The sequence below is a fragment of the Acinetobacter sp. NIOH-H-8 genome, assembly GCF_046635365.1.
Classification (GTDB): domain Bacteria; phylum Pseudomonadota; class Gammaproteobacteria; order Pseudomonadales; family Moraxellaceae; genus Acinetobacter.
Genome location: NZ_JBHDVN010000001.1, coordinates 186,836 through 206,823 on the forward strand (window position 1 = coordinate 186,836; position 19,988 = coordinate 206,823).

The window sequence follows — 19,988 nt, forward strand, 5'->3', positions numbered from 1 at the left end:
TGGATTTAATTTATGAAATTTCAGCAGGGAAAGTAATCACTTTTTCCAATTTCATCTGATTGGTTGCAATCATCAGCAAGCGATCAAGACCTAGGGCAATACCTGAACATTCCGGCATTTGTGGCAATGCCGCCAGCAAATACTCATCAATCGGCATGACATGCAAGCCAAGCGCTGCCCGTTCTGCATTATCTGCTTCAAAGCGGGAACGTAAAACTTCTGCATCAATCAGCTCATCATAAGCATTGGCCAGTTCCAGCCCTTCGATATACAGCTCAAAACGGGCTGCAACCAGCTCCCCATCTTCATCGATTCTGGTTTTAGCCAATGATGCCAGTTCCGGTGGAAAATCTGTCAGAAATACAGCCGTATCGAACCCCAGGCTTGGCTCGACCATATGCGAAAATAACAGGTCGATATACCCTAAACGGTCATCACCCAAGTCCAGATTGAGACCTACCCGGCGACAGCAATCTTTGAGTTGCTGCAAAGTGGCCTGTAAAGGATTGAGATCCAGGCGATCCATAAAGGCATGTTTATAGCTGAGCACAGTGGGACGGATTTCCCCAAAACGGGCCTTAAGTGTCACATTTAACAGATCCGTCACTTCAAACATCAGATCTTTCAGACTAAAGCCTGGTCGATACCATTCCAGCATGCTGAATTCACTATTGTGCTTGCGGCCGTGTTCATCATCCCGAAATACTTTACATATCTGGTAAATCGGCCCACTGCCACTGGCCAATAAACGTTTCATGGCAAATTCAGGTGAGGTCTGTAGATAATGTGTGCTGAGCTTACCCATGACATGACGCTGGGCCTGAATCGAAGCCAGATGCACATCGGTCACACCAGCCTGAGATAAAATCGGGGTTTCCACTTCCAGCACGTCACGTTCAGCAAAAAATTGACGGAGCTGGGCATACATGTGGGCACGTGCTTTAATGGCTTTTAAGTCGCAGGTCGGTTGATAAGATACTGTTTGACTCATGCCTTTGGCCCTCCATGAGCGGCCCATTCACGGCGTAAAGGATAAGTCTTGCGTAAATGATCAAATGCTTTCTGATCGACTTTGCCATCTTTTAAACAAGCACGCAGATTGGCATCATCACGGGCGATATCATAGATCTGGTTTAAATGCTGTTGTAGCGCCAGTTTTAAATCCTGATTCTGGAAAAGCTGCTCACAGACAGGCAATTGGCTTTCAAACAGCTTATTAATCTCAAAGCCAAAAGTCTGGCAAAATGCCTCGTAAATCATTTGAGTACCGCGTGCCTTACCTTCCAGACTATAACCTGCAATATGCGGCGTCACCAAAGTAATCAGATTCAGCAGCTGTTCAGAAATTTCCGGTTCATGCTCAAAGACATCCAGTACAACCTGACGTTGAGTTACCTGAATATCGGCAATTAGTGCCGCTTCTTCAATAACTGGCCCACGCGCTGAATTAATTAAAATGGCTTCTGGTTTCATTTGTCCAAGAGCATTAGCATTAATTAAATGATAAGTCGGATGCTGATCTGTTTTGGTTAAAGGCACATGAATGGAAATGGCATCTGCTGCTTTTAGCAGTTCTTCAAATTCAACCTGATGAACTTGATCACGCTGCACAAAGGGATCGTAGACAATCACATTCCAACCCAGCAATTTGGCCATTGTTGCCAAACGTGAACCGACATTTCCTAAACCCACAATACCCAAGGTGAATTCTTTATTTGCATTGATCAATTGGGGTTGTAAATATAATAAAGCTGTAATCACATATTCAGCCACCGCCTGTGCATTACAGCCAGGTGCATTGCTCCAGCGGATGTTCTGTTGTTCTAGTGCAGCAATGTCCAAATGATCTGTACCAATGGTAGCACTGCCGACAAATTTAATCTGACTGCCCTGTACAAGTGCTGCATTGACTTTGGTCACGGAACGGACCAATAAAGCCTCTGCATCTTTTACATCTTCCGCAGTGAGAGTTCTTCCTGCACGATGCTGAATATCGCCAAATTCTGCAAAGAAATAATCGGTAAATGCCAGATTTTCATCTGCGACAATTTTCATAATCTGTTCCAATGACTGAATCTGTCTATCATACCGCGTCAACCGGGATGTGACTATTTTCACTCAAGCTTTAGATGAATTCTTGCAAACATAGAGATATAAAAAATGCCGAAGTCAAACATCACTTCGGCAAAGGAGTGTAATTGGAGTAAGAAAATGACGCAGGGTTAGGCTATTGAAAGCCATACCCTGCACTAAAAAGTTTCCTCTTTTAATTAGAGAATGCAGCAATACCCGTTTGAGCACGACCTAGAATCAAGGCATGTACATCGTGCGTACCTTCATAAGTGTTCACCACTTCTAGGTTCACCAGATGACGTGCTACACCGAATTCATCAGAGATCCCGTTTCCGCCCATCATGTCACGCGCTAAGCGGGCAATGTCTAGAGCTTTACCACAGTTATTACGTTTGATCAGTGAAGTACCTTCTACTGAAGCAATGCCTTCATCTTTCATACGGCCAAAACGTAATGCCACTTGCAGACCCAGCGCAATTTCAGTTTGCATGTCTGCCAGTTTTTTCTGAATTAACTGATTGGCAGCCAATGGACGACCGAACTGTTTACGGTCCATGGTGTACTGATGAGCCGTGTGCCAGCAGAATTCAGCTGCACCCATTGCACCCCAGGCAATGCCATAGCGGGCACTGTTCAGACACGTAAACGGACCTTTTAGACCACGAATTTCCGGGAATGCGTTTTCTTCTGGAACAAAAACATTGTCCATCACGATTTCACCAGTGATCGAAGCACGCAGGCCAACTTTACCGTGAATCGCTGGTGCAGAAAGCCCTTCCCAGCCTTTTTCTAAGATAAAGCCGCGAATGTCACCCACATTGCCTTCAGGAGACACTTCTTTTGCCCAAACCACAAAGACATCAGCAATCGGACTGTTGGTAATCCACATTTTGGCGCCAGTCAAACGGTAACCACCATCGACTTTTTTGGCACGGGTAATCATGCTGCCTGGATCTGAACCATGATCTGGTTCAGTCAGACCGAAACAACCGATGTATTCACCGGTCGCCAGTTTTGGCAAATATTTCTGTTTCTGTTCTTCAGAACCAAATTCATTGATTGGCACCATCACCAGCGAGCTTTGCACACTGGCCATAGAACGATAACCTGAATCCACACGTTCTACTTCACGGGCAATCAGACCATAGCTGACATAATTTAAGCCGGCACCGCCGTATTGCTCAGGAATGGTTGGACCCAGCAGACCGAGTTCACCCATTTCACGGAAAATGGTTGGATCTGTTTTCTCATGACGGAACTGCTCTAATACACGCGGCTGTAATTGCTCCTGACAATATACACGCGCAGATTCCATGATCATGCGTTCTTCTTCAGTCAGCTGTTGCTCCAGTAAGAACGGATCCTGCCAGTTAAAATAGACTTTGCTGGTTTTTTTCGTATCGACCATTTGATTCATAGTATTCCCTGCCAATCCTTTTTCTATTAGATGTTGTTTTATCCTTCAGATTGACTCTAGGCATGAATCATGACTTGTTCAAACAATAAATTTGCATGCAGCTATGCAATTTACGCATACCTTATATAAGTTGGTATTTTTATAAATTATCTTCTTAGCTAATTTGCCTGTTTTTTATACCAAAGTTGTATAGTAGTATAAGAGTGATATACCATTTATTGATATCTGACCATTTTAAGTTCAAGGATGAACAGGTGCGTAGAAAAATACCCTCCCTGCAAGCGCTGATCTGTTTCGAATCTGCTGCACGTCATGCCAGTTACACCTATGCTGCGCAGGAACTGTTTTTAACCCAAAGTGCAGTTTCACGTCAGATCCAGCAACTGGAAGAGTATTTAGGTACAGCTTTATTTACTCGTACGCGGTATGGTGTAGAACTCAATCATGCTGGACAACAATATTTAAAGAGTATCACTCCGCATCTCAAAGGACTGGAACAGTCAACCCTAGACGTCATTACGCATCAAGGGCGCGGCGGTACTTTAAAACTGGGCGTAGTGCCTACGTTTGCGACTCGCTGGCTATTACCTAAACTCCAGAGCTTTAATCGACTCTATCCTGAAATTACGGTACATCTGGAAACCAGCACCCGCCCTTTTCTGTTTCAGGAACAGATTTTCGATGCTGCTATTTATGCAGGAACACCTCAACAGGTCGAACAATGGCCTGGTACGCATAGCCATTTTCTAATGCATGAAGATGTAGTTGCTGTCTGTGCGCCTAACCTGATTCAACAGTATTTTCCCGATGCACAGAAGATTAATGACTACAGCTATGACTTAAGTGCTGAACAACTGGTTCAACTCCCTTTATTACAGCAAACTACCCGGCCGCACATCTGGGAAGACTGGTTCAAGCTGCATCAGATCCAGCATCCGAATCCTTTTCAGGGGCAACGACATGAACTTTTTTTCATGCTCGCTGTAGTGGCTAGTCATGGCATGGGAATGGCCTTGATCCCACAAATGCTGATTGAAAAAGAATTAAAGCGACAGGAATTGGTACTGGTGTCCAGCAAGACCTTAGAAAGGAAACGAGGCTATTATCTGGTTCATTCCAGTCAGGAAAGCTCACCGCTGATTGAAAAATTTGTTGCCTGGATACAACAGGAAATTCAAGGTAGCCTTCCATCTGAGTCTGCGCTATAAACCTCAATGAATAGACAATAAAAAACCCCGATCAATGATCGGGGTTTTTCGTATCTGGCGGAAGCGGTGAGATTCGAACTCACGGAGGGGTATAAGCCCTCGTCGGTTTTCAAGACCGGTGCATTAAACCGCTCTGCCACGCTTCCATGGCCGCCATCATATAAATATTTCTGTTTCTTGGCAATAAATTTTCGCAAAACTTCTGTAAAAATCAGTCCATTCAGTCAAAAATCAGACGAAAATTTTAGAGTAGATAAAATTTTATACACAGGCTTTCGATACTGATATTTTTATTTTCAGAATGAAGTTTAGCCTTAATATTCACACCATTTTGAACAATGAAAATTTAAAATCATTTTAATAATTTAAAAATAAAAACCCCGATCAATGATCAGGGTTTTCGTATCTGGCGGAAGCGGTGAGATTCGAACTCACGGAGGGGTATAAGCCCTCGTCGGTTTTCAAGACCGGTGCATTAAACCGCTCTGCCACGCTTCCATGGCCGCCATCATATAAATAAAAATTGCGCTTGGCAAATATTTTTCCAATTTCTCTACATCAACTGCACAAAATAAAATCAATTTCATTAATCTTCTGAATTTTCTGGCTTTTCATAGCGAATTGAATTGATAAACCAGAGTTTCTTGCCGGATGGTGTTATCACCTCAGCTTCATCATCCACTGACTTGCCTAACAGGGCACGCGCCATTGGGGAATCAATCGAAATATGCTGCAGATAATGATCATAAATTTCATCGACGCCTACGATCCGAAGGCTCTTCTGCTCACCCTGTTCATTTTCAATTTCAACCCAGGCACCAAAATAAACTTTACCTTCCTGTTCAGGAGAAAAATCAACAATTCTCAGCTCTTCCAGCCGCTTGCCCAGATAACGAACCCGACGATCAATTTTACGTAAAAGCTGTTTGTTATACTGGTAATCTGCGTTTTCCGAACGGTCGCCTAGACTGGCTGCCCAGTTCACTTTTTTGGTAATTTCAGGACGTTCTTCATGCCAGAGATTTTTAAGTTCTGCCACCAATTTGTCGTGTCCACCACGGGTAATCAGGTTAGATTTCATGTGTTTTAATTGCCAATTTTGAACCAGTTTTTAGACATTAAGAGCTTATTTTATTCGGAGTTTTACGACAAGCCAGAATATGCAATTTTTTCTTCAATAAATTTAACAACTTAAATTACATTTAAAAAATAAATTATATACAAAATTTGACAATTAATTTTTTGATCTTTAATATGCACCCTACTTTTGAAATCGCTTATTTTTTAATCTATGTAGTTTTTCTACATATTTCCCGATCAATTTAGTCATTTTTGAATGACGTCATGACTGCCCAACCCTTATTGAATTTATCAAACTTTTAAAAGTTTCTGGCTAGTATTGGCTGTGATTTTTAGGGCATAAATTACTTGTAGCGGAGACAACATGCACAGTAGTTCAACCACTGGGTCGAGGCTTTGCCTTAGCTCTTTTATCTCTTCTCTCCCTGTAAAAGCACTGGTACTGAGTACGGCACTTATCCCCTTTCATAGTATCAATGCCACTAAAACCACACTTCAATATGATCATGTGGTCAATAGCAACAAACTCACCGTCGTCGCAGTTCAAAGTCCAACGACTGTGTTTCAGGATGGACAACATCAGCATGGTTTTGGTTACGACCTGGTTCGCAACTATGCCAACAGCCTGAATGTTAAGCTGGATTTTAAAACTGTTCCAGATAATGCCACGGCCCTGAAATGGGTAGCGCAGGGCAAAGCCAATCTGGCCATGACCACCACTGATCTGGGTACGATTGAACAACAGCGTTTAACGGCTTTTTCTGCCACTTGTGGTGATGAGTCTTCACTGGCCAGTAATGGACTGAATGTCAATCTGAATCTGGTATTTAAATCAGCTAGTGATCCCTTGAGTCAAACCGCCAGTGCTTTTGTTTGTCAAGGCAAACAAAGCGGTGCGATCAAGCAACTTGCTTCCTTCTACAATCAGAATGTAGTAGAAGAGCATTCTTGGGATGAAATTCAACAGGACCTTAACCAGCGCCTCCCCACATACAAGGCGAGCTTTCAGAAATCTGCTCAGCAGTACGATCTGGACTGGCACCTGCTCGCCGCGATCGGTTACCAGGAATCCTATCTAAAGCCAAACTCCGTATCTCCCACCGGTGTCCGCGGTCTGATGATGCTCACAAGCTCTACCGCAAAAGCGATGGGGGTTAGTAACCGGACAGATCCAGGCGAAAGTATTGATGGGGGTGCCAAATACTATGACCAGATGCTGAGCCGTTATGAACATATCCCTTATCCGGATCGTAACTGGTTTGCTCTGGTTGCTTATAACATGGGTCCAGGTGCTGTGAATCAGCTGCAAAAACGTATTCAGGCCCAAGGCAAGAATCCGAACAACTGGGTAAACCTGTATGCTTATCTAGAACAGAATAAAGCTAACAATGGTCGTTATCGTCAGGCACTTCAATACGTGACCCGTATCCGTGCCTATCTGGAACACATCAAGACTACTCCACAGCTGGTGAATATTTAAGCCTGATCAATTTAAATCTAGTTATTCAGCCATAAAAAAAGCTTACCTCAGGGTAAGCTTTTTTGTTACTACAGCTTTTTAGATTAAAACTATTAAGCTGTGGTATTTTCAAGAACTTTCTTGAATAGGTCTTTTTGAGCTTGGCTTGGCTTCGCTGTTTGCAATGCCATCAATTGAGACATATCACCTTGCACCTTGATCTTACCTGTCATGAAAGCTTGCATTGCAGCCGCCATATCAAACTCAAGGAAAACTTTACGTAAGGTTTCGCCATCCATGTTCAATGTTGTTTTTGCATTTGGAGACAAACCTTTTTTAATCGCGCCACCTTCCAAAGATAATTCTGTATTACCTGTAGTGTCTGCAACGACCAAATTAATTGCTAGATTTGCCAAAGCAGGTGGCAAATCCAAATCACCAGCTTGTGCAGTGAGCGTGTCTACAGTCGAAAACCAATCATCAGTTAAAAAAGCAGGCATGATCTTTCCTCAATTTATTTATTCATTTGTGTCGACTATCCAGACGACATCAGGTTGAAGCTATTATGCTTGTGACTTGTTATAACATGATCATTATGGCAAAGGCTAACGAATTTTGTACGCACCGTTCAATTTTTGTAGTTCTTATCATGCGTTATTTTTGATTCAGGCATCGGCCGTAGCCCATGCCTGTATCGGCTTAACTTTATATAGGTCAATTAGTCTGCTGCAAAGCCCAGATTGACCATATTGATACGGCGGTTCTCGCCTTCTACCGCCTCTTCAGTTGAACAGCTGCCTTTGAAATCGAATTCGCGCTGGCTATCCAGAATTTCAAAGTCAAATAATTCGCGGTCAACTAACTGAGATGGTGAAACATTTTGCAAGGCACCAAAGATGCTGTGCAGACGTTTTGGATGCGCATTGTCCCATTCACGTAACATGTCATTGATAATAGCACGTTGAAGATTTTCCTGAGAGCCACATAGATTACATGGAATAATTGGAAATTGACGCATCTGTGCATATTTGATGATGTCTTTTTCTTCCACATAGGCCAATGGACGAATCAGAATGTTCTTTTTGTCAGAAGACAGCAGTTTTGGCGGCATGGCTTTCAGGCTGCCCCCATGGAATAGGTTCAGAAAGAATGTTGCCAGAATATCATCACGGTGATGACCCAGTGCCACTTTAGTCGCCCCAATTTCCTGAGCAAAACCGTACAAAGAACCACGGCGCAGACGTGAACATACTGCACAGTAAGTCTTACCTTCTGGTGTCAGTTTTTTAGTAATGCTGTAGGTATCTTTTTCCAAGATGTAATACGGAATGTTATTTTCTTCTAAATAACGCGGTAATACATCTTCCGGGAAACCGGGCTGTTTCTGGTCCAGGTTAACTGCCACTACATCAAAATTGATCGGTGCAATGCGTTTAAATTGAAGCAGGATATCAAGCAAGGTATAACTGTCTTTACCACCAGAAATACACACCATGACCTTGTCGCCGTCTTCAATCATCTTGAAGTCGCGAATGGCATGTCCGACCTGGCGGCGAAGCTTCTTCAACAAACGGTAGTAGGCAGAGCTTGTTGGCAGTTCAGGTTTGAAATTAAATCCTTGCTCGGATTCAACTGGCGAGTACATAGACGAGAATAACCCATAAATAAAAATACCGCGCAATTTTAGCTGATTCGGTTCCGTATCGCATCAAAAGAATTTATTTTCATACAAATGCCATATTAGTTTCATTTTCATGTTTTATTTTGATTGATATATTGAACGATTTAGTTCAATTTTTAGGCGAGATGCTTATCTTTTGGACTTTTCCACAGTTGTCCACAAAAGCTGTGGATAACTTTGTGGATTGAAATGGACTTGACAACTTGTTCACCTCAAAATTTAAGGCTTTTCTTTAAATTGATTATTTTTTGATCAATTTATTTTATTATTAAAATCAATAACTTAAACCTGTCAACCCTAAGGTTTTAAATTAAATAAAAAAAATATTTTAGTGTTCAAAATATTGACAGGCGTTCCTGTTTACATACTCGTTTATAAATGCAGCGTATAAGGCTGTGCATTACGTAATTTTTTGTTAAACTCATCCATGAATTTTTCTAGCTTATTATTTATCAAATATAAACAATGAAAATAAAGACGTATTTCTTGGGGTGTCAACTGATCGGTAGCTTGGTTATGCTGAGCTGTAGTCATTTGGTGTATGCCGGTGAAACCATCTATCAGTTGCGTGATAAAAACGGCAGTACCTTATTGACCAATAAGAAGAGCCGTTATAATCATCTTCAGGTCGAAAAGAAGACTTATTATCCGGATAGCAATATTCATAGCTATAGTAACTGGGGCAGCAGCGAGTCGTCGGTTTTGCCTAGCTATAGCAAGAATAAGAATGCTTTTGATTCGATCATTCGTCAGGCCGCACAGACTTATGGTGTGTCTGAAGGTTTAATTAAAGCAGTCATGCATACTGAATCCGGTTTTAATACCCATGCCCGCTCCCCTGTGGGTGCACAAGGTTTGATGCAGCTGATGCCAGCCACAGCACGTCGCTTTAATGTTAGTAATGCTTATGATCCGCATCAGAATATTATGGCGGGTGCTAAATATCTGGCCTGGTTATTGAAGCGTTTTAATGGCAATACCAGCCTGGCACTGGCGGGCTATAATGCCGGTGAAGGCAATGTCAGTAAATACGGTGGAATCCCGCCTTTCCGGGAAACCCAGGATTATGTGCGCCGTGTGACCAGCCGTTTTCAAAACCTGTATACTCATGGCCTGAGTGCAAGTACGACCACGTCTAACACACCATCCAGTGAAGGCCGCATCATTGCCAGTTCAGCAAATTACTCCAATGATAGCAGCAGCACTTCGCACATTCAGGCAGCCAAGTATCAGCGTCAGATTATTATGAATGCTGATGGTAGTTATACCGATGCACCGATGGGCTCTTATGCAACGGCGAATGCAACAGCAGCAGCTAAAATTTATTTAAGTGAATAAATAAATCAAAATTATTTGATTCTGAATGGCCTTAGCGAAAATGCAGCAAAAAATAAAGCTGTGTTTTGTGATCTAGGGCCATTTTTTTCTTGAATTTTTAGTCATTTCACCCCATATTGATTTCAATGATTTTCATTTTCTAATCAGATTATTTTTTTATAATAAGAGGATTTCTCAATGATGCGGATTGGTTTGTTCTTGCTAACCAACCTCGCGGTACTGGTTGTAGCTGGCATTATCCTGTCACTCTTCGGTGTCGGTAGTTACCATGGCGCGGGTGGCTTGAATCTAGGCAACCTGTTGGTGATCTGTTTTGTGTTCGGTATGGTGGGATCACTGATTTCCCTGTTCATGTCTAAATGGATGGCGAAAAAAACAACCGGTACTGAACTGATTGACCCAAATGCCCCTCGTAACCAGGCAGAAGCATGGTTATTACAAGAAGTTGCGCAACTTTCTCAGCGCGCTGGCATTAAAATGCCGGAAGTGGGTATTTTCCCATCTTATCAGTCAAATGCTTTTGCAACAGGCTGGAACAAGAACGATGCGCTCGTTTCTGTGTCCACGGGTCTGCTTGAACGCATGAATAAAGATGAACTTCGCGCGGTACTGGCGCATGAGATCGGTCACGTTGCCAATGGCGATATGGTGACACTGGCTTTGATTCAAGGTGTGGTCAACGCATTTGTCATGTTCTTTGCCCGTGTAGTTGGTGATTTCGTAGACCGTACAATCTTCGGCCGTGAAGAAGGTGAAGCACCGGGTATTGGCTATTTTGTGATTACCATTGTGCTGGATATCGTATTTGGTATTATGGCTTCAGCGATCGTGATGTGGTTCTCACGCTACCGTGAATACCGTGCTGATGAGGCAGGTGCACGTTTGGCAGGCAAACAGGCCATGATTTCAGCGTTATTACGTTTACAGGCTGAATCAGAAATGCCGGATGCTATGCCGAAAGAAATGAAAGCCTTTGCGATTTCGGCTGGTCAGGAACAAGGTTTTAGTCTGGCGGCTCTGTTCCAGACTCACCCAACGATTGAACAACGTGTTGCTGCTTTGCAACAACTCGATTGCCCTTAAACAATATATTAATTGCTTGATAGAAAAAAGCCTGCGAATGCAGGCTTTTTTATTAAGTTTATATTGATAAACCTTCAGGCTTTAAACCATTGAAAGAGCTGCATTGTGCCCCAGCCAATAGCCATAATTAACAGAATCAAAAAGAAAGTTCCTAAAAGATCTGGCAGATGAATCCAGATCCAGGCCACCACAGGATTACGCCAGAAAGCGGATTGCTGTTGTCTGCGTTCCAGACTTTCATGCAGAAATGGATGCACCACATGATGATCGGTACGAATCTGGTATTCGTCCCGGATATGCTGATGCACAATATCCAGTGCCTTACGGCTAGGACGAATAAAAATATCAAATATTGTTCCCGCTACAGGAATAAAGCCGACCACAGCATCCATGACGGCCATTTTTAGGACTGGCTTTAATTTTTCATTCGGCACACCAATCTGATGGGCTTTATAAATTGCATAACTAGTCAATACAAAACCTGCGATATCTCCCGCCACTGGAATGGTACTTAAGGCGGCATCTGCCCCAACGCCCTGTTTGGTAAACGGAATACGTACCACCGAATCCATCATATTGGCGAACTTGGCCAGATCCCGCTCCAACCGAATGACATCGTGTTGGCTCAGTTTATTTTTTTGTCCAAGATCAGGCATAGGTTCTTCCAGAAATGAGACTAATGTAATTGAGCATAAAGTATTTTTTCTATTTAAGTTGTAATTGCTAAGTATTTAAAACAATAATTGAGAGGCAATAAACAAGTAAATAATCACCCCGGTGGCATCACAAATTGAAGTCACCAGAGGTGCTGATGCACTGGCTGGGTCCATTTTCAATTTATTGAGAATAAAGGGTAAACTCATGCCGACTAGACATCCCATCAGCACAATACCTAACATACTTAAAGCGAGTACAACGGCGACCATCCAGTCGCCTCGAATATAACCCAGAATTGATACTGCAATGGCCATCGTTCCACCCAGACATAAGGCAACCAGAGATTCACGACCAAGCAGGCTGAACCAGTCCTTAAACTGCACATCGCCTGTTGCCAAGGCACGCACCATTAGGGTGGCAGATTGTGAGCCAGCATTCCCCCCACTTCCCACCAATAATGGCAAGAAAAATACCAGCACAATATGGGTAGAAATAATATCTTCAAAATGGGCAATCCCGATTCCGGAGAGCAGACTGCCAAACACCAGGATGACCAGCCAGAATACCCGTTTCTGATACAGTCTGAGAATCGGTGCAGTTTTCAGGCTCAGTTCATTCAAAGGCGTCACTGCACCGGATTTTAAAATATCCTCGGTGCTTTCTGCCTCAGCAATATCCATGGCATCATCATAGGTAATAATCCCGACCAGCTTCTGGGTCGCGTCGACCACAGGCAAGGCGATAAAATCATAATAGGCCAAGGTACGGGCGACCTGCTCCTGATCCTCATCTACCGTGGCATAGACTACATCTGTGGTCATGACCTCATTAATAGTGGCATCCGGCCGTGCCTGAATAATTTGTCGCAAGGAAATCACACCGAGCAGATGCTGTTTCTCATCCACGATATAGATCAGATATAAAGTGTCATGATTCCCCGCAATATCACGTAGCGTTTCAATCGCCTCAGTCATGCTAAGCTCGGGAGCAAGTGTAACGAAGTCCGAACTCATTAATGCGCCGGCTGTTTCTTCCGGATAAGCATGCAACTCTCGCAGGGTTTGTAGCGACTGGGTGGATAATTTGCCAAGTAACTGCTGCTGCACTTCACAGGGCATCTGCTTGTATAAATCAATGAAGTCATCGGAATGCATGGCATCCATCAGACTGGCCAGTTGCTCCAGAGGAAATTGATAGGCCAGCTGGATTTGCATGGCCAGTGGCAAGTACTCCAGTACTTCTGCCTGACGTTCCAGCTGCTTGAAATAGTGACAGCGTTCTGCTGGTCCAAGCTCAGACAAAATTCTGGCCTGATCGGCAATATTCAGCTTTTGCAGAAGCTGATGAATATTATTTTCCCCTGTCAGCAGAGTCTCATGTAGTTGCTGTATTTTTTCTTGGTGCTGCATTTCCCTACCGTCATTCCATGCAGGTATGAAACATACCCGCCCTAGAGTGAGTATTCCTCATTTTCCTGATTGATTTGTATAACTTTATTTGTTGCTTTGACACGAAACAGGTTTCGGATTAACACATACATAAACGGGATAAAGAATAACACCAGAATAGTCGCAAAAATGACCCCGCCCAAAACGCTGGCACCAATTTCCTGACGACTGATCGCACTGACCCCAGAAGCGAAAATCAAAGGGATTACTCCCGCAGCAAAAGCAATAGAAGTCATGAGAATAGGCCGCAAGCGTAAACTTGCTCCCTCTAAAGCTGCAGCTATAGCTGTTTTTCCTGCTTTCTCTGCCCGTGCAGCAAACTCCACAATCAGAATGGCATTTTTACAGGACAGACCAATCGTCGTCAGCAAGGCAATATGAAAAAAGATATCATTGGCGAAACCAAAGACCCAGCAAAATAAGATACTGCCGCCTACCCCCAATGGAATGGCACTGATCACGGCCGCAGGAATGGTCCAACTTTCATATAAAGCGGTTAAGCACAGGAAAATAAAGGCAATCGAAATCACATAAAGAAAAATCGCCTGACCGCTGCTGCGCTTTTCTTCCAGTGCGGCTCCGCTCCAGGCCAGATTTACGCCTTCTGGGGCATCTACCAATGCTTCAACATCCTGCATGGTTTGACTGGAAAACTTGTCCTTTGGAATCCCGGCATAGACTGGAACAGCGTTATAACCCATATAGCGGTTAATACTGTTCGGCCCGCCCTGCCAATTCAGACTGCTGAACTGGTTAAACGACAGCATTTCACCTTTTTGATTGCGTACATGCCAGAAGGCCAGATCTTCAGGTTTAGAACGGTATTCTGCTTCACCCTGCATAATCACACGCTTAATCTGCCCACGATCAATAAAGTCATTGATATAAGTTCCACCCCACGCTGCAGCCAAAGTACTGTTTACATTTTGCTGAGGAATGGAATGCTTTAACACACGTTCTGCATCAAGTTTGATATTCAGCTCAGCACTTTCTTTAGGTTGATCCAGCTGTAAAAATTCAATCGATGATTTGCCTTGGGCACGCGCTTCAATCTGGCCAAATGCCTCCTGTAAAAATTTAGCCCCTTTATAATCCAGGTCTTGCAACCAGAAATCGACTACACGACCATTACTCGACATGGAAGGCGCCATAAAGAGAATTTGGGCATTAGCATGATTGGCAAAGTGTTTCTGTGCTCGATCGACAATAGCAAAGACTGAATCTTCAGGATTTTTGCGCTCAGCCCAGTCTTTTAATACCACAAAGAGCTGCCCACGATACGGGCCTACACCGACGTTGTTGCCGCTATACCAGACACCTACACTCTGAATGTGTTCCGATTCGTGTTTCATCAAATAATCTTGTACTTCACGCCCGACTTTTTCGACTTCTGTACGCGGTGCATTGCCCGGCATGACAATCTGCCCCATAACAAAGCCCATATCTTCAGTGGGCACCAATCCTTCCGGCAAATGCTTATATACCCAACCGAAGCCCATTATGCACACACTAAACAGTGCCAACATCGTGAATTTCAGACGCATGCTTTGAGCTGAAACTTTTTGGTAACCGGCATTGAGCTGATCCATGCCATGGTTAAAGCGCTGCGCCCAGCGAGCCTGATGATGTTTGCGTTTGAGGAGTTGTGCCGCAAATGTTGGGGTAATCACCAAGGCCACAAATAAAGACAGCAACATCGCTACCACCAAAGTGATAGAAAATTGACGATAAATCACCCCAGTGATACTGCCAAAGAAAGCCATCGGGATAAATACTGCGGTAAGTACCAGCGTAATACCGACCAGTGCTCCGCTCATTTCCTGCATTGACTTTAAGGCAGCCGCTTTGGCATCCAGATGTTCATCCTGCATCAGGCGTTCAATATTTTCCACCACTACAATGGCATCATCGACTAGCAGGCCGATGGCTAAGATCAGGGCAAACAAGGTAAAGCTATTCAAGGTCATACCCAAGACATACAGCACTGCAAAGGTCGCCAAAACCACAATCGGAATCGTAACGGCCGGAATAATCGTGGCACGCCAGTTTTGCAGGAAGATAAACATTACCACAATGACCAGAATAATGGCCTCAACCAGAGTTTTAGCTACCTGTTCAATAGAGCTGGTAATAAATGGGGTTTTATCCATGGTCATTTGCAACTGGTAGTGCGGTGGCAAATTGGCCTGAGCATTTTTTAATACGTCTTGAATCTGCTCGGACACGGCAATGGCATTACTCCGCGGTGCCAAAGTAATCGATAAAGCTGAAGAGAGCTGTCCGTTGGTATAGTTAATGTGGTTATAACTTTCTGCACCTAGTTCTACCCGTGCCACATCTTTTAAATACAGCAATGAACCGGAATCTGTGGTTTTAACGATGATATTTTCAAATTCTTTCACACTGCTTAAACGTGAACCCGCACTGACCTTGGCATTGAGATATTGATCCTGCATCGTCGGCAAACCGCCAATTGCGCCTGAAGCCAATGGTGCGTTCTGGGTTTCAATGGCATTGCGAATATCGCTTGGCATCAGGTTAAACTGATGCAACTTATGCGGATTTAGCCAGATCCGCATGGCATAACCTGCACCGTATAGATCAATTTCCCCTACACCTTCAATACGTGACAAACGCGGTTCGACATGGACCATCAAATAATCTGAAAGTTCGGTAACGCTACTCTGTCCACTCTCATCATATAAACTTAACAGTGCAAACTGGTCATACCCTGACTTATAAACATTGACTCCGCCCTGCTGCGTCTCTTCAGGTAAGCGGCTCAATACACCATTGACGGCGTTTTGAACCTGTAACTGGGCTTGATCAAGATCGACTCCTTGCCCAAATTGCAGCGTAAGTTGAGCCCGTCCAACCGAACTGCTGGAGTGAAAAGTTTCCAGACCTTCAATGCCTTTTACCGCCTGTTCCAGAATCTGGGTTACCGATTGCTCAACAGTTTCAGCCGATGCACCACGATAACCTGCGGAAACACCTAAAGCTGGCGTATCCATATTTGGCATATGTTCAATGGGAATTTTTTGAAGTGCAAATACCCCAAGGGCCATCATTAAAATTGCAATGACTGCTGCAAACTTGGGACGATAAATAAAAAAGCGCGACAACATAAATTAGAAATCCCCATCAAATGCATCTTTAGAATGCACACGCCATGAATAGATGATTTCTATAGCAATTTTCACACCATGCTTAAATTTAAGCCAATCTTTAACTCTTTATTTCTGATAAAAAAATCCCCGTCATAACGGGGATTTTTGAGCTCAATATTTTGCATTGATATTAAGTATGTGATTTCTTCATCGTCATTTGGCGAATTAAAACGTACATAAATGGAATAAAAATCAGTACCAGTATTGTTCCGAAGATCACTCCACCAAAAACACTAATTCCAATCTCACGACGACTGGCTGCACCAGCACCGAAAGCAAAGACCAGTGGCAAAATACCAGCACCAAAGGCCAGAGAGGTCATTAAGATTGGACGCAAGCGTAATGACGCACCCTCAAGTGCAGCTTCAACTACCGATTTACCTTTTTCCTGAGCCAATGCCGCAAACTCTACAATTAAAATTGCATTCTTACAGGACAGGCCAATCGTGGTCAGCAAAGCAATCTGGAAGTAAATATCATTCGGAAAATCTGCCAGAAAACTAAAAATGATATTCCCACCAATCCCTAGAGGAATAGCGGACATGACCGCAGTCGGAATCGTCCAGCTTTCATATAAAGCAGCCAAACACAGGAAAATAAAACCGATCGACACCAGATAAAGCCAGATTGCCTGATTACTGGATTGTTTTTCCTCAAAGGATAAACCGCTCCAGACCACGTCAATGCCATCCTGTTCTGCCACCAGATTTTCAACATCTTGCATCGCTTCACCAGAACTGGAACCTTTGACCATATCCGCTTGCATTTGTAGCGAGGTATAACCCATAAAACGGTTGACTACCTCGGGACCACCACTCCAGTCTACCTGAGCGAAATTACTAAAAGGCACCATCTCGTTCAGGTCATTACGTACATGCCATTGTGTCAGATCTTCAGGTTTGGAACGGAATTCTGCATCACCCTGCATAATCACCCGTTTAATCCGGCCACGATCAATAAAGTCATTAATATAATTACCGCCCCAAGCCGCTGAAAGCGTACTATTAATTGCGGATTGACTCAGACCATTGGCCATGGCCTGTTTCTGGTCAATATTGACTTTCAGTTCAGCTTTTTCCGGATTAGAGCGCTTATCCAGATTTTCAAAGCTACTATATTGAGCTGCGCCAGCCTGCATATTCTGGAACTGTTCTTCGAGATACTCACGGCCATTACCGTTAATATCACGAATCCAGAAATCCAGGCCGTCGGTTTGACCTAAACCATTCACTGAAGCCGGCATACTGATATTGACTTGGGCATCGCGGTTACTACGGAAATGCTTCATGGCACGTTCACGAATCGCCTGCGCAGTATTTTCTTCTCCTGAACGGTCATCCCAATGCTTTAAGGCTACAAAACCGGTCGCCAGGTTCTGACCGGTACCTGAAAAGTTACGGCCATAACGTAACATCACCAAGTCGATATTGTCCTTTTCTTCTTCCAGAAAATACTGACGAATCTGTTCACCGACCTGAATGGTGTTTTTCATTGGAGCACCTTCCTGTAACCGGATCTGCAGATTCAGAATACCCTGATCTTCGCTCGGCAAGAAGCTGGTAGGTAAGGCGCGGTAGAATAAAGCAAATACACAGATCAACCCGGCAAAAAGCACCAGGCTAATGGCCTTATGTTGTAGAGTGACATTAGAAACTTTCAGATAACGATGCTTCAAACCATCCAGTTTCTGGTTAAACCAACTCGCCCACTTGGCAGGTTTTGGATTCGGTTTCAAAATCAGCGCACAAAGTGCAGGTGTCAGAATCAGTGCGACCATCAGCGACAGAGACATCGCTGCCACGAGCGTAATCGAGAACTGACGATAGATCACCCCGGTTGAGCCACCAAAGAACGCCATGGGAATAAAGACCGCGGTTAAAACCAGGGTAATCCCGATCAGTGCCCCGCTGATTTCCTGCATGGATTCCAGTGCTGCTTCTTTGGCTGTAAGTTGCTGCTCATGCATCAGACGTTCAACGTTCTCTACCACCACAATAGCATCATCGACTAGCAAGCCAATCGCCAGTACTAAGGCAAACAAAGTCAGCGTATTAATACTCAGTCCCAAAATATAAAGTACCGCCATGGTTCCGAGTAAAACTACAGGCACAGTTACAGTCGGAATTAAGGTCGCACGCCAGTTTTGCAGGAAGATAAACATCACGATGACGACCAGAATGACCGCCTCGAATAAAGTTTTAACGACTTCTTTAATCGATTCTTTGACAAACGGGGTATTGTCACGCGGATAAGCAATTTTATAGCCTTCCGGCAACTGCTGGGAAAGTCGCTCGATTTCAGCCTTGATCAGACTCGACGTCGCAATTGCATTGGCACCGGAGGCTAGTGAAATGCCCAGACCGGCAGAAGGATAGCCATTGGTAGTGCTATATGACTGATAATTTTCCGCACCCAATTCTACCCGTGCAACATCTTTTAAATAGATAAAGCTCCCGTCCCGGGCAGACTTCACAATAATATTTTCAAATTCTTCGACTGTTTTTAAACGGCTGCCTGATGTGACTTTGGCATTCAGATACTGATCATCGACTGTCGGCAAGTCCCCAATTGCGCCGGCTGCCACCTGAGTATTCTGTGATTCAATCGCTGCCCGCACATCACTTGGCATCAGGTTATATTGTTTTAATTTTGCTGGATTCAGCCAGATGCGCATCGCGAACTGTGAACCAAAAACATCCACTTCCCCAATGCCATCAATTCGGGAAATATCCTGTTCCAGATGCGTGGTCAAATAATCAGATAGTTCAATATTGCTACTACGCCGTGATTCATCATACAGCCCGATGACCATATGGGTATCGCCAAGAGATTTGAAGACATTCACGCCCTGTCGCTGGACATCGTCAGGCAAACGATTGAGAACCCCGTTAATCGCATTTTGAACCTGTACTTGTGCTGTATCTGGATCGGTGCCATTTTCAAAACTGATGCTGATCCGGCTTCGACCTGAAGAATCACTGCTGGAGCTGAAATACAGCAAGCGGTCGATACCTTTAATTTGCTGTTCCAGCACCTGGGTCACGCTCTCTTCTACTGTTTCTGCCGATGCCCCGGTATAGGTTGTTGCCACGGTAATGCGAGGCGGTGCAATATCCGGATAACGTTCAACAGGTAAATTCATCACCGCAAAAAGTCCAATGGCCATGACCACAATGGCCAGTACACCTGCAAAAATAGGACGATGAATGAAAAACTTAGACAGCATAAGTCTGAATCACTTTGAATTTAAGGAATTATGGAAGACGTTGCATTATTGAGTCAGCTTAAGGATATTCAGGCAGGGGCTTGGAGAATGCAAGGCTTGATCACAGAAAAATATGTATAAAATTGAATCATGAAGAAAATATGAAGAT

At 43.8% G+C, this 19,988-nt stretch carries 14 protein-coding genes and 2 tRNA genes; 4 read left to right on the forward strand and 12 right to left on the reverse strand.

The window, feature by feature from the left end:
• Positions 1–10: 10 nt before the first annotated feature.
• The 3 genes from epmA to ACEWB7_RS00880 all read right to left on the reverse strand — a co-directional run bounded on the left by epmA (position 11) and on the right by ACEWB7_RS00880 (position 3,490).
• Positions 11–991, reverse strand: a complete 981-nt coding sequence (gene epmA / locus ACEWB7_RS00870) for an EF-P lysine aminoacylase EpmA (protein ID WP_175967982.1) — start codon at positions 989–991, stop codon at positions 11–13.
• Positions 988–2,055 (reverse strand): 4-phosphoerythronate dehydrogenase, encoded by a 1,068-nt coding sequence (locus ACEWB7_RS00875; RefSeq protein WP_411580340.1) that lies wholly within the window; start codon positions 2,053–2,055, stop codon positions 988–990. Before ACEWB7_RS00875 ends, epmA begins: the two co-directional genes overlap by 4 nt.
• 211 nt (positions 2,056–2,266) lie before the next feature.
• A complete protein-coding gene (locus tag ACEWB7_RS00880) occupies positions 2,267–3,490 on the reverse strand; it encodes an acyl-CoA dehydrogenase (RefSeq protein ID WP_411580341.1) in 1,224 nt (407 codons plus the stop codon).
• A gap of 254 nt (positions 3,491–3,744) precedes the next feature.
• On the opposite strand from ACEWB7_RS00880, the gene ACEWB7_RS00885 reads away from it, so the two are divergent.
• Complete coding sequence (locus ACEWB7_RS00885) at positions 3,745–4,698, forward strand: LysR substrate-binding domain-containing protein (RefSeq protein ID WP_175967985.1); 954 nt, start codon at positions 3,745–3,747, stop codon at positions 4,696–4,698.
• 55 nt (positions 4,699–4,753) lie between these two features.
• Here the strand turns inward: ACEWB7_RS00885 and ACEWB7_RS00890 are convergent.
• The 3 genes from ACEWB7_RS00890 to greB form a co-directional block, all read right to left on the reverse strand.
• Positions 4,754–4,844: transfer RNA gene (locus ACEWB7_RS00890), tRNA-Ser, on the reverse strand.
• A gap of 261 nt (positions 4,845–5,105) precedes the next feature.
• A tRNA-Ser gene (locus ACEWB7_RS00895) sits at positions 5,106–5,196 on the reverse strand.
• A gap of 88 nt (positions 5,197–5,284) precedes the next feature.
• Positions 5,285–5,779 (reverse strand): transcription elongation factor GreB, encoded by a 495-nt coding sequence (greB, locus tag ACEWB7_RS00900; RefSeq protein WP_175967986.1) that lies wholly within the window; start codon positions 5,777–5,779, stop codon positions 5,285–5,287.
• 363 nt (positions 5,780–6,142) lie between these two features.
• Between greB and ACEWB7_RS00905 the strand changes: the two genes are divergently transcribed.
• Entirely contained in the window at positions 6,143–7,258 is a 1,116-nt protein-coding gene (locus ACEWB7_RS00905; protein WP_175967987.1) for a transglycosylase SLT domain-containing protein, read from the forward strand.
• A gap of 92 nt (positions 7,259–7,350) precedes the next feature.
• On the opposite strand, the gene ACEWB7_RS00910 is transcribed toward ACEWB7_RS00905, so the two are convergent.
• On the reverse strand, positions 7,351–7,737 hold the full coding sequence (locus tag ACEWB7_RS00910) for an SCP2 sterol-binding domain-containing protein (protein WP_004784757.1): 387 nt from the start codon (positions 7,735–7,737) through the stop codon (positions 7,351–7,353).
• Between the two features lie 218 nt (positions 7,738–7,955).
• Entirely contained in the window at positions 7,956–8,882 is a 927-nt protein-coding gene (gene ttcA / locus ACEWB7_RS00915) for a tRNA 2-thiocytidine(32) synthetase TtcA (protein WP_005236792.1), read from the reverse strand.
• A 501-nt stretch (positions 8,883–9,383) separates the two neighbouring features.
• Here ttcA and ACEWB7_RS00920 point away from each other — a divergent pair.
• Both ACEWB7_RS00920 and htpX read left to right on the forward strand, forming a co-directional pair.
• A complete protein-coding gene (locus ACEWB7_RS00920) occupies positions 9,384–10,256 on the forward strand; it encodes a lytic transglycosylase domain-containing protein (RefSeq protein WP_262738618.1) in 873 nt (290 codons plus the stop codon).
• A gap of 177 nt (positions 10,257–10,433) precedes the next feature.
• Positions 10,434–11,339, forward strand: a complete 906-nt coding sequence (gene htpX / locus ACEWB7_RS00925; protein WP_034170190.1) for a protease HtpX — start codon at positions 10,434–10,436, stop codon at positions 11,337–11,339.
• 74 nt (positions 11,340–11,413) lie between these two features.
• Here the strand turns inward: htpX and ACEWB7_RS00930 are convergent, their stop codons facing one another.
• From ACEWB7_RS00930 to ACEWB7_RS00945, 4 genes are all read right to left on the reverse strand, one after another.
• Positions 11,414–11,995, reverse strand: a complete 582-nt coding sequence (locus ACEWB7_RS00930) for a DUF4112 domain-containing protein (RefSeq protein ID WP_034170189.1) — start codon at positions 11,993–11,995, stop codon at positions 11,414–11,416.
• Between the two features lie 75 nt (positions 11,996–12,070).
• Positions 12,071–13,405: a magnesium transporter gene (gene mgtE, locus ACEWB7_RS00935; RefSeq protein WP_411580342.1), complete on the reverse strand. Its 1,335-nt coding sequence runs from the start codon at positions 13,403–13,405 to the stop codon at positions 12,071–12,073.
• A gap of 41 nt (positions 13,406–13,446) precedes the next feature.
• Positions 13,447–16,572, reverse strand: a complete 3,126-nt coding sequence (locus tag ACEWB7_RS00940) for an efflux RND transporter permease subunit (protein WP_262738620.1) — start codon at positions 16,570–16,572, stop codon at positions 13,447–13,449.
• Between the two features lie 172 nt (positions 16,573–16,744).
• On the reverse strand, positions 16,745–19,840 hold the full coding sequence (locus ACEWB7_RS00945; protein WP_262738621.1) for a multidrug efflux RND transporter permease subunit: 3,096 nt from the start codon (positions 19,838–19,840) through the stop codon (positions 16,745–16,747).
• Positions 19,841–19,988: the final 148 nt, after the last annotated feature.

Bases quoted from the DNA above. Each gene is read 5' to 3' on its own strand.
- mgtE (WP_411580342.1), bottom strand. From the start codon at position 13,405: ATGCAGCACCAAGAAAAAATACAGCAACTACATGAGACTCTGCTGACA.
- ACEWB7_RS00905 (WP_175967987.1), top strand. From the start codon at position 6,143: ATGCACAGTAGTTCAACCACTGGGTCGAGGCTTTGCCTTAGCTCTTTT.
- ACEWB7_RS00920 (WP_262738618.1), top strand. From the start codon at position 9,384: ATGAAAATAAAGACGTATTTCTTGGGGTGTCAACTGATCGGTAGCTTG.
- ttcA (WP_005236792.1), bottom strand. From the start codon at position 8,882: ATGTACTCGCCAGTTGAATCCGAGCAAGGATTTAATTTCAAACCTGAA.
- htpX (WP_034170190.1), top strand. From the start codon at position 10,434: ATGATGCGGATTGGTTTGTTCTTGCTAACCAACCTCGCGGTACTGGTT.
- ACEWB7_RS00940 (WP_262738620.1), bottom strand. From the start codon at position 16,572: ATGTTGTCGCGCTTTTTTATTTATCGTCCCAAGTTTGCAGCAGTCATT.
- ACEWB7_RS00880 (WP_411580341.1), bottom strand. From the start codon at position 3,490: ATGAATCAAATGGTCGATACGAAAAAAACCAGCAAAGTCTATTTTAAC.
- ACEWB7_RS00910 (WP_004784757.1), bottom strand. From the start codon at position 7,737: ATGCCTGCTTTTTTAACTGATGATTGGTTTTCGACTGTAGACACGCTC.
- ACEWB7_RS00945 (WP_262738621.1), bottom strand. From the start codon at position 19,840: ATGCTGTCTAAGTTTTTCATTCATCGTCCTATTTTTGCAGGTGTACTG.
- ACEWB7_RS00930 (WP_034170189.1), bottom strand. From the start codon at position 11,995: ATGCCTGATCTTGGACAAAAAAATAAACTGAGCCAACACGATGTCATT.
- epmA (WP_175967982.1), bottom strand. From the start codon at position 991: ATGAGTCAAACAGTATCTTATCAACCGACCTGCGACTTAAAAGCCATT.
- greB (WP_175967986.1), bottom strand. From the start codon at position 5,779: ATGAAATCTAACCTGATTACCCGTGGTGGACACGACAAATTGGTGGCA.
- ACEWB7_RS00875 (WP_411580340.1), bottom strand. From the start codon at position 2,055: ATGAAAATTGTCGCAGATGAAAATCTGGCATTTACCGATTATTTCTTT.